This window comes from Phenylobacterium sp. (assembly GCF_031181185.1).
Lineage (GTDB): Bacteria > Pseudomonadota > Alphaproteobacteria > Caulobacterales > Caulobacteraceae > Phenylobacterium.
This window is the reverse complement of sequence record NZ_JAPSKZ010000015.1, coordinates 1-14,227: the sequence shown is the minus strand read 5'-3', so window position 1 is coordinate 14,227 and position 14,227 is coordinate 1. Positions and strand designations below refer to the sequence as shown.

Annotated in this window: 12 protein-coding genes; 5 read left to right on the top strand and 7 right to left on the bottom strand. The window is 71.2% G+C overall.

The window, feature by feature from the left end; all coding sequences use genetic code 11:
- Window positions 1-142 precede the first annotated feature (142 nt).
- Window positions 143-280, top strand: coding sequence for a hypothetical protein (locus RIF93_RS03195; RefSeq protein ID WP_309088384.1), 138 nt, complete (start codon window positions 143-145; stop codon window positions 278-280).
- On the opposite strand, the gene glcF is transcribed toward RIF93_RS03195, so the two are convergent.
- The 5 genes from glcF to RIF93_RS03170 are packed head-to-tail and all read right to left on the bottom strand — an operon-like array spanning window position 277 to window position 6,167.
- Window positions 277-1,545, bottom strand: coding sequence for a glycolate oxidase subunit GlcF (gene glcF / locus RIF93_RS03190; protein ID WP_309088382.1), 1,269 nt, complete (start codon window positions 1,543-1,545; stop codon window positions 277-279). The two genes, RIF93_RS03195 and glcF, sit on opposite strands and share 4 nt — an antisense overlap.
- Complete coding sequence (gene glcE, locus RIF93_RS03185) at window positions 1,542-2,693, bottom strand: glycolate oxidase subunit GlcE (RefSeq protein ID WP_309088380.1); 1,152 nt, start codon at window positions 2,691-2,693, stop codon at window positions 1,542-1,544. The genes glcF and glcE overlap by 4 nt, the downstream gene beginning before the upstream one ends.
- The gene (locus RIF93_RS03180) at window positions 2,693-4,174 is read right to left on the bottom strand and encodes an FAD-linked oxidase C-terminal domain-containing protein (RefSeq protein WP_309088378.1); all 1,482 of its coding nucleotides are present in this window, start codon (window positions 4,172-4,174) and stop codon (window positions 2,693-2,695) included. Before RIF93_RS03180 ends, glcE begins: the two co-directional genes overlap by 1 nt.
- A 47-nt stretch (window positions 4,175-4,221) precedes the next feature.
- A complete protein-coding gene (locus tag RIF93_RS03175) occupies window positions 4,222-5,004 on the bottom strand; it encodes an enoyl-CoA hydratase-related protein (protein ID WP_309088376.1) in 783 nt (260 codons plus the stop codon).
- Window positions 5,004-6,167 (bottom strand): acyl-CoA dehydrogenase family protein, encoded by a 1,164-nt coding sequence (locus RIF93_RS03170; protein ID WP_309088374.1) that lies wholly within the window; start codon window positions 6,165-6,167, stop codon window positions 5,004-5,006. The genes RIF93_RS03175 and RIF93_RS03170 overlap by 1 nt, the downstream gene beginning before the upstream one ends.
- A 209-nt stretch (window positions 6,168-6,376) precedes the next feature.
- On the opposite strand from RIF93_RS03170, the gene RIF93_RS03165 reads away from it, so the two are divergent.
- Together RIF93_RS03165 and RIF93_RS03160 are read left to right on the top strand one after the other, a co-directional pair.
- Entirely contained in the window at window positions 6,377-7,969 is a 1,593-nt protein-coding gene (locus RIF93_RS03165) for a carboxyl transferase domain-containing protein (RefSeq protein ID WP_309088372.1), read from the top strand.
- Window positions 7,970-7,971: 2 nt separating this feature from the next.
- Window positions 7,972-9,867 (top strand): acetyl/propionyl/methylcrotonyl-CoA carboxylase subunit alpha, encoded by a 1,896-nt coding sequence (locus RIF93_RS03160; protein WP_309088370.1) that lies wholly within the window; start codon window positions 7,972-7,974, stop codon window positions 9,865-9,867.
- Here the strand turns inward: RIF93_RS03160 and RIF93_RS03155 are convergent.
- Both RIF93_RS03155 and RIF93_RS03150 read right to left on the bottom strand, forming a co-directional pair.
- Window positions 9,864-11,084 carry a CoA transferase gene (locus tag RIF93_RS03155; protein ID WP_309088368.1) on the bottom strand — a complete coding sequence of 407 codons (1,221 nt, stop codon included), beginning with the start codon at window positions 11,082-11,084 and terminating at the stop codon, window positions 9,864-9,866. The two genes, RIF93_RS03160 and RIF93_RS03155, sit on opposite strands and share 4 nt — an antisense overlap.
- A gap of 2 nt (window positions 11,085-11,086) precedes the next feature.
- A complete protein-coding gene (locus RIF93_RS03150; protein ID WP_309088366.1) occupies window positions 11,087-12,022 on the bottom strand; it encodes an aldo/keto reductase in 936 nt (311 codons plus the stop codon).
- A gap of 174 nt (window positions 12,023-12,196) precedes the next feature.
- Between RIF93_RS03150 and cpaB the strand changes: the two genes are divergently transcribed.
- Together cpaB and RIF93_RS03140 are read left to right on the top strand one after the other, a co-directional pair.
- Window positions 12,197-13,096 (top strand): Flp pilus assembly protein CpaB, encoded by a 900-nt coding sequence (gene cpaB / locus RIF93_RS03145; RefSeq protein WP_309088364.1) that lies wholly within the window; start codon window positions 12,197-12,199, stop codon window positions 13,094-13,096.
- A gap of 23 nt (window positions 13,097-13,119) precedes the next feature.
- Window positions 13,120-14,227 (top strand): type II and III secretion system protein family protein (locus RIF93_RS03140; protein ID WP_309088362.1); only part of this gene is annotated, 1,108 nt, incomplete at its 3' end.

Here is a 14,227-nt window from a genome sequence, read left to right as displayed (position 1 = left end):
CTTCGTCCTCCGCGACGGCCGGTCGTCGCCCAGACCATCCACCACGATGTGCGCTGAACGGCCTCGCGGGATCGTGAGCCGACAAGCGGAACCGGGTGGCGAGCCCGGCCATTCCCCGGCGTCACTATTCTCGGAGTGTCACATGCAAAGCTTCCGCAAGCCCGTGCGGCGCCGGGTTCGGCAGGTGAGCCGCACCGACCGCCTGCCCATCAGCGCCCGCCTCTATCGCGACGTCCGCCTGCCCGACCTCAGCACCTTGATCCTGTACGGCCAGGCCTAACCGGTCTGCACCAAAGCCGCCCGCGGCCGGAACGGCGCGTCGGGCGTGAGCGCGGGCGGTCGGGGGCCGCCCGTCGCCCAGTCCAGCAACTCGACCGGGTGCACGACCGGCATCTCCAGGGCTGGCGAAAGCTGGGCCATGCAACCGACGTTGCCCGCCGCAAGGACCTCGGCGCCGGTGCGCGCAATGTTCGCGGCCTTGCGGTCACGTAGGCGCGTGGCGAGTTCCGGCTGCAGGATGTTGTAGGTCCCGGCCGAGCCGCAGCAGAGGTGGCCCTCGGGCACGGCGCGAACCTCGAAGCCGGCCTGGGCCAGCAGGACGGGCGGCGCGGTCTTCACCTGCTGGCCGTGCTGCAGCGAGCAGGCGGCGTGGTAGGCCACGGCCATGCCGGGCGCCTTCGTCACCGGCGGAAGGCCGACCTCGGCCAGGAACTCCAGGATGTCGCGGGCCTTGGCCGCGGCGCCCACCCCCTCGGCGCCCAGCTTCTCGCCATAGGCCTTGATCATGGTCCCACAGCCCGCGGCCGTGGTGACGATGGCGGTCAGTTCGCCGGCCTGGTTCCAGGCCGCCACGTTGCCGCGGGCGAAGCCGCGGGCCTCGTCGGCGCGGCCCAGGTGCTCGGAGATCGCGCCACAGCAGCCTTCCCCCTCGGCAAAGACCACCTCGAAGCCAGCTCGGGTGAGCAGCCGCACGGCGGCCTCGCGGACATGCGCGGCCAATGCCGGTTCGACGCAGCCCTGTAGCAGGGCGACCCGGCCGCGACGGCCTGCCTGCGAGGGTACGACGCCTGGCTTCGCGCGGCAGCCGGGCCTGGCCGGCGCCAGCCGCCGCATGGCCTTCAGCTCGGCCGGCAGCAGCCCCTCGAGCGGCCTGGCCAGTCGGCCCAGCCTCAAGGCCAGCGACAGCCGCCAAGGCCGTGTCAGCACCGCCGGGATCGCCGCGCGCAGCAGCCGTTCGGGCCAGGGGCGGCGGTAGGTCGCCTCCACATGGGCGCGGGCGTGGTCGATCAGCTTCCCGTAGTCGACGCCGGACGGACAGGTCGAGACGCACGACAGACAGGACAGGCAGCGGTCGATGTGGGTGACCGTCGCCTTCGTCGGCGGCTGGTCGCTGGCCAGCATCGCCCGGATCAGCTCGATGCGGCCGCGCGGGCTGTCGCGCTCGTCGCCCAGCAGGACGTAGGTCGGGCACGTCGCCGTGCAGAAGCCGCAGTGCACGCAGCGGCGGATCTCGGCGCGGGGGTCTTGCGGCAGGATCGCGTTCATGAGGCCAGCCGCCCGGGGTTGAGGATTTCCAGCGGATCGAAGGCGGCCTTGACCCGGGCGTTCAGCGCCGCGAGCGGCCCGGCCAGGGGCGCGAACGCCGGACCCGACCCGCGCAGGCGCATGGCATGGCCGCCCAGCCGTTCGGCGACCGCGCGCACGGCCGGAGCCTCGGCCTCGGTCAGGAGCCAGACCAGGCCGCCGCCCCAGTCGTAGAGCGCCTCGCCCGGCAGCTCGGCCGCGACCCGCCAGCCGGCGGCGGGCGGGACCGACAGGCGCCACAGCGGCCGCGGATCGCCGGCGAAGGCGTCGACCTCGCGCACCTGCGTCCAGAACTCCCGGGAGTGCTCCGCATCGAGGCGCTGGACCACGCCGAAGCCGCGCAGCCGCTGGGCGAGCCGCTCGGCGCGGGCGGCGACCGAGCCCTCGAAGCCGTCCAGCCGCAGCGCGGTGACCGACAACTCGGCCTGGGCGGCGAACGGCGGCAGGTGGGCCGCGCCCGTCACCTCGAAGGGGCCATTCAGCGCCTGGGCCATCGCCTGGCAGCCGGCGGCGTCGGCGAGGCCGAACAGCAGCAGGGTGGTCTCGGTGCGGGGCGCCGGCAGCACCTTGATCGTCACCTCGGTGAGCACGGCCAGCGTGCCCCAGGAGCCGGCCATCAGCTTCATCAGGTCATAGCCGGTGACGTTCTTCACGACCTTGCCGCCGGCCTTGAACACCTCGCTGCGACCCGAGACGGCCGAGAAGCCCAGGAAGTGGTCGCGGGCCGCGCCGGCCCGGACCCGCCGGGGACCCGAGAGGTTGGCGGCCAACGCCCCGCCGATGGTGGGCTCGCCCGCGCTGCGCAGCAGGCGCGTCCAGCGCGGCGGCTCGAACGCCAGCATCTGGCCCTCCGAGGCGACCAGCCGCTCAAGGTCGGCGAGACGGGCCCCGGCCTGCGCGGTCAGCACCAGTTCGTCGGGCGCGTAGTCGATCACCTTGTCCAGGCCCGCCAGCGACAGGGTCACGTCGGCCTGGATCGCGCCGACGGCGCGCTTGGTGCCGCCGCCCACCACCTCGACGCGCCGGCCGTGGGCGGCGGTCTCCGCGACCATGGCCTGCACCTCCTCGGCCGAGGTCGGCAAGCGGGCGGGGATGGCGGCCGCCAGCATCAGAACCTCGGCAGCTCGGGGAAGGCGACCTTCCCCTTGTGCACGTGCATGCGGCCGAGCTCGGCGCAACGGTGCAGGGTCGGGAACACCTTGCCGGGATTGAGCAGGAGGCCGGGATCGAAGGCGCACTTCACCCGCTGCTGGCAGGCGAGGTCGGTGGGATCGAACATCTCGCCCATCAGGTCTCGCTTCTCGACGCCGACGCCGTGCTCGCCCGTCAGCACGCCGCCGACGGCGACGCACAGCTTGAGGATCTCGGCGCCGAACGCCTCGGCGCGCTCCAGCTGGCCCGGCTGGTCGGCGTCGTAGAGGATCAGCGGGTGCAGGTTGCCGTCGCCCGCGTGGAAGACGTTGGCCACGCCAAGGCCGAAGCTCTGGGCCATCTGGTGGATGGCGGACAGCACCTGCGGCAGCTTCCGGCGGGGGATCGTGCCGTCCATGCAGAAGTAGTCGGGTGCGATGCGGCCCACGGCCGGAAACGCGGCCTTACGGCCGGCCCAGAACGCCAGCCGCTCGGCCTCGGAGTGGGAGACGCGCACGAAGTCAGCGCCGCGCGCGGTCGCCAGCGCCCGGACATGGCCGGCGAGCTCGGCGCACTCGGCCTCGGGCCCGTCCAGCTCGCAGATCAGCAGGGCCGCGGCGTCGACGGGATAGCCCGCGCCGACGAAGGCTTCGGCGGCGCGGATCGCTGGGTTGTCCATCATCTCGAGCCCGGCCGGGATCACGCCGGCGGCGATGATGTCGCCTACGGTCGCGGCGGCGGCGTCCACGGACGGGAACCCCAGCAGCAGCGCCTGGGCCGTCTCGGGTCGGGGCAGGATGCGCACGGTGACCTCGGTGACGACGCCCAACAGGCCTTCCGAGCCGGTCACGACGCCCAGGAGGTCGTAGCCCGCCGCGTCCATGGCCTTGCCGCCCAGACGGACGATCTCGCCGTTCATCAGGACCAGTTCGCAGCCCAGCAGGTTGTTGGTGGTCAGGCCGTACTTCAGGCAGTGCACCCCGCCCGAGTTCTCGGCCACATTGCCGCCGATGGTGCAGGCGATCTGGCTGGACGGATCGGGCGCGTAATAGAAGCCCTCGGCGTCGACGGCCTGGGTCACGGCGAGGTTGGTCACGCCCGGCTGAACGACCGCGCAGCGGTTCTCGTAATCGACCTCGAGCACACGGTTGAACTTGGCCATGCCCAGCACGACGCCGTCGGCGAGCGGCAGCGCCCCGCCGGACAACGAGGTGCCGGCGCCGCGGGGCACCACCTTCACCCCCTCGGCCGAGCACCACTTCAGGATCTCGGACACCTGCGCCGTCGTCTCGGGCAGCACGACGGCGAGCGGCGTCTGGCGGTAGGCCGAGAGACCGTCCGACTCGAACGGGACCAGCGCCTCGGGCTCGGAGACGACGCCCTCGCCCGGCACGATGCGCTTCAACGCGCGGACGATCTCGGCCTTGCGGGCGAGAAGCGCGGGCTCCGGCGCGGGCATCCTCATGGGAAGGACCGTAGGCCGAGACTCAGGCCGAGCGCCAGCGCTCAGCGCCCTTCGAACTTCGGCGTGCGCTTCTCGTTGAAGGCGGCCACGCCCTCGCGGCGGTCGGCGGTGGTGAAGAGCTTGTTGTAGACCTCGAGCTCCAGGTTCATGGCTCGGGCGAGATCCAGGTCCTGACCCTCGTGGACGACGCGCTTGGCGCCGCGGACCGAGAGCGGCGCCTTCGACGCGATGACGCCGGCCACGTCCAGCACACGCGGCAGCAGCTGGTCGGCCGGGACGACGGCGCTGACGAGGCCCCACTCCAAGGCCTGCTCAGCGGTAAAGGGCTGCGCCGTGGTCAGGAGCTCGATGGCCCGCCGGGGGCCCACGGCCCGGGTCAGGAGCTGGGTGCCGCCGAGGCCCGGCAGGATGCCCAGGCCCGCTTCCGGAAGGCCGAACCGGGCGCCCTCCGCCGCATAGGCGAAGTCGCAGGCGAGCGTCATCTCGCAGCCGCCGCCCATGGCCGCGCCGTGCACGGCGGCGATCACCGGAACCGGACAGGCGAGCTGGGCCCGGATCATGGCCTCGAACAGACGGTGCTGTTCGGCCCAGGCCTCGTCGGTCATGCCGTTGCGTTCCTTCAGGTCGGCGCCCGCCTGGAAGTGCCTGCCCTCGCCTCGCAGGATGACGCACCTGAGGGCCGCGTCATTGGCGAGGCCGCTCCAGGCGTCGAGCAGCTCGCGGCCCATCTGGGTGGAAAGGGCGTTCGCCGCGTCAGGCCGGTTGAAGGCGATGATCGTGACGCCTGGCGACGCCTCTTCGACCTTGATCGTCTCGTAAGCCATCAGAAGCTCTTGGGTTGGCCCAGCACGTGGGTCGCCACGTGGCTGAGGATGAGGTTCGTAGAGATCGGCGCCACCTGATAGAGGCGCGTCTCCCGGAACTTGCGTTCGATGTCGTACTCCTCGGCGAAGCCGAAGCCGCCGTGGGTCTGCAGGCACATGTCGGCGGCGAACCAGGACGCCTCGGAGGCGGTCAGCTTGGCCATGTTGGCTTCCGTGCCGCAGGGCTCGCCGGCCTCGAACAGGCTGGCGGCGTGGTCGACCATCAGCGAAGCGCTCGTCATCTGGACGTAGGCGCGGGCGAGCGGGAACTGGACGCCCTGGTTCTCGCCGATCGGGCGGCCGAAGACCTGACGCTCCTTGGCGTACTGGCTGGCGCGGTCGATGAAGAAGCGCGCGTCGCCCAGGCACTCGGCGGCGATCAGGATGCGCTCGGCGTTCATGCCGTCGAGGATGTAGCGGAAGCCTTGGCCCTCCCGGCCGATCAGGTTCTCGGCCGGGACCTCCAGGTCCTCGAAGAAGAGTTCGGTGGTGGCGTGGTTCAGCATGGTCCGCACGGGGCGGATGGTGAGACCGTTCCCCACCGCTTGGCGCAGGTCGACCAGCAGCACGCTCATGCCGTCGGAGGGCTTCTTGGCCTGGTCCCGCGGGGTGGTGCGGCACAGCAGGACCATCAGGTCCGAGTGTTCGGCGCGGCTGATCCAGATCTTGCGGCCGGACACGACGTATTTGTCGCCCGCCTTCCTCGCGAAGGTGGTGATGCGGGTGGTGTCGGTGCCGGCGTCCGGCTCGGTGACGCCGAAGGCCTGCAGGCGCAGTTCGCCAGAGGCGACCTTCGGCAGATACGCCTCCTTTTGCGCCTCGCTGCCGTGTTTCAGCAGCGTGCCCATGACGTACATCTGAGCGTGGCAGGCCGCGCCGTTGCAGCCCGCGCGGTGGATTTCCTCAAGGATCGCCACCGCGGCCTTCAGGCCGAGGCCCGAGCCGCCGTACTCCTCGGGGATCAGCACCGAGAGGAAGCCCGCTTCGGTGAGGGCGCGGACGAACTCGGTGGGATAGGCGCGCTCGCGGTCCAGCTCGCGCCAGTAGGCACCGGGGAAGCGGGCGCACAGCTTGCGCACGGCCTCGCGGATCTCTGGGAAGGTGTCCTGGGTCACGGCCCGCATCTCTGCCACGGCTCCCCGGCGTCAGCCTAGCGGCTCGGATCGCCGCCCGCGCGACAACAACATTGCGCCAAGACCGCCGAATGCTGGAACGATCCTGCGACGCGCGACCGTTTCGTCGAAAGAGTTCGCCACAAGCGACGCCGTGCTTGCAGAACTTCGCCCGGCGCCCGACAACACGAGCCGAGGAAGAGGGACGAAAAGACCTCCGCATGAGGAAGCTTTCCACCGCCGTCGATCCGGCGTCAGAGGCGTTCGCCGCCAACGCCCGCGTGAACCTGGGGCTGGTCGACGAGCTGCGCCAGCGCACCGCGACCGCCGCCCTGGGCGGGTCTGAGGACAGCCGCAGGCGTCACGAGAGCCGCGGCAAGCTGCTGCCCCGTGATCGGGTGATGCGCCTGCTGGATCCGGGCTCGCCGTTCCTGGAGGTGGGCGGGCTCGCCGCCTTCGGGATGTACGGCGACGAGGCCCCGGCCGCGGGCGTGATCACCGGCATCGGCCGCGTTTCGGGCCGCGAGGTGATGATCGTCGCCAACGACGCGACGGTGAAGGGCGGCGCCTACTATCCCCTGACCGTGAAGAAGCACCTGCGGGCCCAGGAAATCGCGCTCCAGAACCGCCTGCCCTGCGTCTATCTGGTCGACTCGGGCGGCGCGAACCTGCCGCACCAGGCCGAGGTGTTCCCCGACCGCGACCACTTCGGGCGCATCTTCTACAACCAGGCGCGGATGAGCGCCGACGGCATCGCCCAGATCGCCTGCGTCATGGGCTCGTGCACCGCCGGTGGCGCCTACGTCCCGGCTATGTCGGACGAGACCGTGATCGTCCGCAACCAGGGCACGATCTTCCTGGGCGGCCCGCCGCTGGTGAAGGCGGCGACCGGCGAGGTGATCAGCGCGGAAGAGCTCGGCGGCGCCGACACCCACGGCCGCCGCTCGGGCGTGGTGGACCACGTGGCCCAGGACGACGAGCACGCCCTGTCGATCGTGCGCAACATCGTCGCGAACCTGAACACGACGAAGCGCGTCGAACTCACCCTCGCCGACCCCGAGCCGCCCGCCTACGACCCGGAAGAGCTGTACGGCATCGTCCCCACCGACGTGCGCGCGCCCTACGACGTGCGCGAGGTGATCGCGCGCATCGTCGATGGCTCGAAGTTCGACGAGTTCAAGGCGCTGTACGGCACGACGCTGGTCTGCGGCTTCGCCCGCATCTGGGGCTTCCCGGTGGCGATCCTGGCCAACAACGGCGTGCTGTTCTCGGAAAGCGCGCTGAAGGGCGCCCACTTCATCGAGCTGGCGGCCAAGCGGAAGATTCCCCTGATCTTCCTGCAGAACATCTCGGGCTTCATGGTCGGCGGCCGCTACGAGGCCGGGGGCATCGCCAAGGACGGGGCCAAGCTGGTGACGGCGGTGGCGAGCGTCGAGGTCCCGAAGTTCACCGTTCTGATCGGCGGCTCGTTCGGGGCCGGCAACTACGGCATGTGCGGCCGGGCCTATTCTCCCCGCTTCCTGTGGACCTGGCCCAACAGCCGCATCTCGGTCATGGGCGGCGAGCAGGCGGCCAGCGTGCTCGCCACCGTGCACCGCGACGCCGGCAAGTGGACGCCCGCAGAAGAGGAAGCCTTCAAGGCCCCGGTCCGCCAGAAATACGAGGACGAGGGCAATCCCTACTACGCCACCGCCCGCCTCTGGGACGACGGCGTCATCGACCCCGCCCAGACCCGCGACGTGCTGGGCCTTTCCATCTCGGCGGCGCTGAACGCCCCGATCCCCGAGACCCGCTTCGGCGTCTTCCGGATGTGACCATGGCGAAGACGAAGCAGATTTCCTCCATCCTGGTCGCCAACCGCGGCGAGATCGCGCGGCGGGTGTTCGCCACGGCGCGTCGCCTGGGGATCGAGACCGTCGCCGTGTTCTCGGACGCCGACGCGGACGCGGCCCATGTGCATGACGCGGACATCGCCGTGCACATCGGCCCGGCCGCAGCCCGCGAGAGCTACCTGGTGGGCGAGAAGATCATCCGCGCGGCCAAGGAGGCCGGCGCCGACGCCATCCACCCGGGCTATGGCTTCCTCTCCGAGAACGCCGAGTTCGCCGAAGCTGTCGCCAAGGCCGGCCTGACCTGGATCGGCCCGCCGCCCAGCGCGATCCGCGCCATGGGCCTGAAGGACGCCGCCAAGGCGCTGATGGCCAAGGCCGGCGTGCCGGTGACGCCGGGCTACCTGGGCGAGGACCAGGCCGAAGCCACGCTGAAGGCCCAGGCCGACCGCATCGGCTATCCGGTGCTGATCAAGGCCGTGGCCGGCGGCGGCGGCAAGGGCATGCGCAAGGTCGAGCGGGCGGAGGACTTCGAAGCCGCCCTCGCCGCGGCCAAGCGCGAGGCGGCCGCCAGCTTCGGCGACGACCGCGTGCTGCTGGAAACCTATGTCACCCGCCCGCGTCACATCGAGGTGCAGGTGTTCGGCGACAGCCACGGCAATGTCGTCCACCTCTACGAGCGCGACTGCTCGCTGCAGCGCCGCCACCAGAAAGTGATCGAGGAGGCGCCCGCGCCCGGCATGTCGGAGGAGGCTCGCGCCGCCGTCACCGCCGCGGCTGTTCGGGCCGCTCAGGCCGTGGGCTATGTCGGCGCCGGCACCGTGGAGTTCATCGCCGACGCGTCCGAGGGCCTGAAGCCCGACCGGATCTGGTTCATGGAGATGAACACCCGCCTGCAGGTGGAGCATCCCGTCACCGAGATGGTCACCGGCCTCGATCTCGTGGAATGGCAGATCCGCGTCGCGCAAGGCGAGCCGCTGCCGCTGACGCAGGACCAGATCACGCTCTCCGGCCACGCCGTCGAGGCGCGGCTCTACGCGGAGAACCCGGCGTCGGGCTTCCTGCCGTCGACGGGCCGCCTGGACCACTTCCGCATCCCCGAGACGCTGCGCGTCGATGCCGGCGTCGCGGAAGGCGGCGAGGTCACGCCCTTCTACGACCCGATGGTCGCCAAGCTGATCGCCCATGCCGCGACGCGCGAGGAGGCCATCGCCGAGCTGGCCCAGGCCTGCGACGGCGTCGAGGTCTGGCCGGTCAAGACCAACGCCGGGTTCCTGGTGCGCTGCCTGGAAGAGCCGGACTTCATCGCAGGCGACGTCGACACCGGCTTCATCGAGCGGCGGCTGGACGCGCTAACGCAGACGCCTGAGCCCTCGCCCGCCGCGCGGTCGGCGGCGGCGGATGCGGCGACCCTGACGCTTGAGGAAGGCGAGGCCGACGATCCCTGGAAGGGCCTGTTCGGCTTCCGGCTGAACCGTGAGCCTGAAGCCGGCGTGCGCCTGTTCGCGAACGGCAGGGCGGTGGTCTGCGAGAGCCAGACCGACGCGCCGGACCGTTCTGTGCTGGTCACCGACGACGGCGACATCGTCGTCTTCGAAGGCGGCGAGGCCTTCGTCTTCAAGGACCATCCGCCGACCGCCGAGGGCGACGGCGGCGCGGCCGGCGACGGGACGATCCGCGCCCCCATGCCCGGGAAGGTCACCCAGCTGTCGGTGAAGACCGGCGACGCCGTGGCCAAGGGTCAGGCCCTGGTGGTGCTGGAAGCCATGAAGATGGAACACGCGCTCGCGGCGCCGTTCGACGGGGTCGTCGAGGAGGTGTCCGTCACCCTCGGCGGCCAGGTCGCCGAAGGGGCGACGCTGGTGAAACTGACCTCCGCCTAGGCCACCACGCCCAGGTCGTGCAGCCGGGCGATCTCGGACGGCGGCAGGCCCAGCACCTCGGCGAGGACTTCGTCCGTGTGTTGCCCGAGTTTGGGCGCCGGCGTGACAGGCTGGCGCTCGTCCTGCGGGATGGTGGCCGCAGCCCCGGGCGCCGGATAGGTCAGGCCGCTGGGCTGGACGATGTCCTGAAAGACCGGATTGCCCTTGAAAAGGCGGGGATCCTCGAGCGCCGCCTCCAGCGGCTGGTAGGTCCCCCAGGTTACGCCGCCGGCGTCGAAGGCCGGCGCGAGTTCGGCCAGGGTCTTGCTGGCGAAGGCGCGCTCGAACAGCGGATAGAGCCGGGCGCGATGGGTGAACCGCACGCCCTCGTCCACCGCGAACGAGACGCCCAGTTCGGCCTCCAGCGCCGCCACCGCCGCCTTCAGGTCCAGCACGTCGAGCGCCTTCGACCACTGCTTGGGCGTGATCGCCAGCAGCATCAGGGTCTTGCCGTCCCGGGTCGTGAAGTCGCGGCCGAAGGCGCCGAAGATGTCGTTGCCCATGCGCGGCCGCTGATGACCCTGGAGCCGGGTCTCGGCGCTGAAGCCGAGGTTGGCCATGGTGGCCGCGGCGATATCGGAGAGCGGCGCGCGGATCTCGCGGCCCTGGCCGGTGCGGTGGCGGGCGAGCAGGGCGGACACCAGCGTGAAGGCGCAGTAGGCGCCGGTCAGCAGGTCCCAGGCTGCGAGCACATGGTTGACCGGGCGAGGGTCGTCGGCGGGCCCGGTCATCTGCGGCAGGCCGAGCGCCGCGTTGATCGTGTAGTCCATGCCCTGAGAGCCGTCGGCCCAGCCCATCACGCGCACGCAGATCAGGTCCGGGCGGAGCTTCGACAGGGTTTCGTACGAGAGGAAGCCGTCCACCGGAAAGTTGGTGACGAACAGCCCGCCGTCCTCGCCCGCCGGTCCATTGGGCGCCGCCGCCAGCCGCTGGGCAAGCTCGCGGCCCTGCGGGCTGGTCAGGTCGATCGCGACCGACTTCTTCCCCTTGTTCAGGCCTTCCCAGTAGAGGCTGGCGCCATTGTCGGCGAGCGGCCAGCGGCGGAAGTCGGGGCCGCCGCCGATGTTGTCGAACCGGATCACCTCGGCGCCCATCTGGGCGAGGTAGAGGCCGCAGGTCGGCGCCGCCACGAACGCAGCGCCTTCGACGACGCGGAGGCCTTTCAGAAGATCGTACATCGTCAGGCCGCCAGCTTGGTGACTTCGGCGACCTCTTCGGCCGTCAGCCGCCAGTCGGCGGCGGCGGCATTGGCGGCCACCTGCTCCGGCCGGGTGGCCCCGGCGATCACCGAGGCGACCGGCGCCTGGGCCAGGAGCCAGGCGAAGGCGAGATCCAGGATCGTCCGGCCCCGGGCCTGCGCCCAGGCGGTCAGGGCCTCGACCTTGTCGAAGTTGTGGTCGGTGAGCGCCCGCTGGCCGCGTTCGCCCCAGGCGGCCAGCCGCGTGTCGGCCGGCGGCGCCTCGCCCCGGCGGTACTTGCCGGACAGCAGCCCCGACGCCAGTGGGAAGTACGGCAGGAACCCGAGCCCGAAGCGCTCGCAGGCCGGCAGCACCTCGAACATCGACTTCCGGTTCAGCAGCGAGAGCTCGTTCTGGGCCGAGACGAAGCGGTTCAGCCCCTCCGTGCGCGCGATCCAGTCCGCATCGGCGATCTGCCAGCCGGTGAAGTTGGAGTTGCCGAGGTAGCGCACCTTGCCCTGGCGGACGAGGTCGTCCAGCGCACGCAGGGTCTCGTCGACGGGCGTGTCCGGGTCGGGCTGGTGGAACTGGTAGAGGTCGATCCAGTCGGTCCCCAGCCGGCGCAGGCTGTCCTCGACCGCCTGCATGATCCAGCGGCGCGAGCCGCCGGTCTTCCGCGCGTCGCCGCCGACCGTCATGCCGAACTTGGTGGCGACGACGACCTCGGCGCGGCGCTTGCCGAGCGCCTGGCCGAGGAACACCTCCGACTTCGTGCCGCCGTAGATGTCGGCGGTGTCGAAGAAGTTGATCCCGGCGTCCAGGGCGGCGTCGACGACGGCCTGGCTCGCCGCCTGGTCGATGCGCATGCCGAAGTTGTTGCAGCCCAGGCCTACCTCGCTAACCTTCAGGCCTGAGTTCCCCAGCCGCCGCAGATGCATCGCCGATCTCCCGAGAAGCGGCCGCGACGGTAGCCGCCTGTCGCTACGTCGGGCTAGCGACCTTGTTCAAAATGCTTAGCGGCCGTTCACCGCGTTTGTTGGGGATATCGCAAGCCGGCCGCCGTTAACCTCACGATCCGAAAGAGAAATCTTGCAAGTCGTGAGCGGAAGCGGATGCGCGTCGTCACCATCGTGAGCCTTGCGGCTTCGGCCGTGCTGGGCCTCGGAGCCCTGGTCGTCGCCAAGACCGTCCTGCCCGGCGCCGGCGCCGCCCGCAGCGCCACCGCGCCCAAGGAAGACGGGGTGCCCGTCGTCGTGGCCTCGCGTGCGATCAAGTACGGCGACAAGCTCGAGCCCGGCATGCTGACCATCGTCCGCGCGCCCGCCAACCTGGCCCCCGAAGGCGCGTTCGCGACGCTGGAGCAGGTGCTGGCCGCCGACAAGGGCGGGCCGCCAGTGGCGCTCGCCCCCATCGCCGCCCGCGAGCCTGTGCTGCCGACCCGGATCTCGGGTCCGGGTTCGCGCCCGACCGTTTCGGCCGAGGTGGCCGAAGGCATGCGCGCCTACACCCTGAAGGTCAGCGACGCGACGGGCGTCGGCGGACACGCCCTGCCGGGGGACCGCGTCGACGTGGTGCTGGTCCGCGACCTGACGCCGACCGGCCACGACCGCAACTACATCTCCTACGTCGTCGTCCAGAACGCCCGCGTGCTGGGCATCGACCTGAACGCCGACCCCACCTCACAGAAGCCGGCCTCGCCCAACACCGTGACCATCGAGGTGTCGGTCGAGGAGTCCCAGAAGCTGTCGATCGCGGCCACCCTGGGCAACCTCTCGCTGGCGCTTCGCCGCAATGGCGAGGCCGAAGTGGCCGACGCCAGCCCCTTGCGCACCGGGGATTTCCTGGTGGGCGGCGGCCGGCCCGCCCGCACGTCCAGCGGCGGGGGCGGCCCCGTCCGCGCGGCGGCGCCCGCGGGCATCCTGATCGTCGAAGGCGAGGCCGTGAAGCGCGACCGCAAACCCCGGCGCGCCGAAACCGTCGCAACGTCCGCCGCGCAGCCGGCCGCGACCTGAGAGTTCCCGAGTCCCCCATGCTCATGACCCGCACCCTTCTCGGCGCCTTCGCCTGCGCCTTCGCCCTCGCGGCGGCCGCGCCCTCGATCGCGCCGGCCGAAGAGCTGCGCAGCGAATCCGCCCTGCGCCGCTCGATCCACGTGCCGCGCGACAAGTCTCTGTCGTTCCGCCTCGAGCGGCCGGCGTCGCGCATCGTCGTGGCCCAGCCGGAGGTCGCCAAGGTGACCTCCACTTCCGACCGCAGCTTCTACGTCCAGGGCCTGGAGTTCGGCTCGACCAACATGCTGGTCTACGGCCCCGGCGGGCGGCTGCAGGAGGTCCTGGACATTCGCGTCGGCTACGACGCCGAGGGCCTGCAGCAGGATCTGGCCGCGGCCTTCCCGAACGAGCCGCTGCGCGTGCGCAACCTGGGCGAGGCCCTGATGCTGACGGGCGACGTCTCGGACACCGGCGTCCAGTACAAGGCCGAGGCGATCGCGCGGCGCTACGCCCCCGAGGGCCTGATCTCGCGCGTCAGCGTGCGCGCTTCGCAGCAGGTCGTCCTGGAAGTCCGCGTCCTGGAGGCGAGCCGCTCGGCCCTGCAGGACATGGGCGTGGAACTCGCGGTCGGGAACAACTCCTGGGGCTTCGCCTCGGGTACGGGCCTGATCGGATCCATCGCGCCGGCCGGCGCCCTGGTCGTCAGCGGCGGCTCGGGCAGCACCAGCATCGACGTGGCGCTGACGGCGCTGGAGGAAAAGGGCGTCGTCCGGACCCTGGCGCGTCCGAACCTCGTCGCGATCCCCGGTCAGAAGGCGACGTTCCACGCGGGCGGCGAATTCCCCTACCCGGTGCCGCAGCGGGACGACCTCATCAGCCTCCAGTTCCGGAAGTACGGGGTCGAACTCGCGTTCACGCCCGTGGTCCTCGACAACGGCCTGATCCGGCTCGAGGTCGAGCCCAAGGTGAGCCAGCTGGACTTCACCAACTCCCTGCGGGTGCTGGGCCTGACCGTGCCAGGCCTGATCACCCGCGAGACCAAGACCACCGTGGAGCTGAAGGGCGGCGAGTCGCTGGCCATCGGCGGCCTGTTCCAGCGGGAGTACACGAACGCCCTGCGGCAAGTGCCCGGCGTCGGCGACGTGCCGGTTC

What these genes read in the sequence shown, in the direction of transcription:
- RIF93_RS03195 (WP_309088384.1), top strand. Translation starts at nt 143, where the DNA reads ATGCAAAGCTTCCGCAAGCCCGTGCGGCGCCGGGTTCGGCAGGTGAGC.
- glcF (WP_309088382.1), bottom strand. Translation starts at nt 1,545, where the DNA reads ATGAACGCGATCCTGCCGCAAGACCCCCGCGCCGAGATCCGCCGCTGC.
- glcE (WP_309088380.1), bottom strand. Translation starts at nt 2,693, where the DNA reads ATGCTGGCGGCCGCCATCCCCGCCCGCTTGCCGACCTCGGCCGAGGAG.
- RIF93_RS03180 (WP_309088378.1), bottom strand. Translation starts at nt 4,174, where the DNA reads ATGCCCGCGCCGGAGCCCGCGCTTCTCGCCCGCAAGGCCGAGATCGTC.
- RIF93_RS03175 (WP_309088376.1), bottom strand. Translation starts at nt 5,004, where the DNA reads ATGGCTTACGAGACGATCAAGGTCGAAGAGGCGTCGCCAGGCGTCACG.
- RIF93_RS03170 (WP_309088374.1), bottom strand. Translation starts at nt 6,167, where the DNA reads ATGCGGGCCGTGACCCAGGACACCTTCCCAGAGATCCGCGAGGCCGTG.
- RIF93_RS03165 (WP_309088372.1), top strand. Translation starts at nt 6,377, where the DNA reads ATGAGGAAGCTTTCCACCGCCGTCGATCCGGCGTCAGAGGCGTTCGCC.
- RIF93_RS03160 (WP_309088370.1), top strand. Translation starts at nt 7,972, where the DNA reads ATGGCGAAGACGAAGCAGATTTCCTCCATCCTGGTCGCCAACCGCGGC.
- RIF93_RS03155 (WP_309088368.1), bottom strand. Translation starts at nt 11,084, where the DNA reads ATGTACGATCTTCTGAAAGGCCTCCGCGTCGTCGAAGGCGCTGCGTTC.
- RIF93_RS03150 (WP_309088366.1), bottom strand. Translation starts at nt 12,022, where the DNA reads ATGCATCTGCGGCGGCTGGGGAACTCAGGCCTGAAGGTTAGCGAGGTA.
- cpaB (WP_309088364.1), top strand. Translation starts at nt 12,197, where the DNA reads ATGCGCGTCGTCACCATCGTGAGCCTTGCGGCTTCGGCCGTGCTGGGC.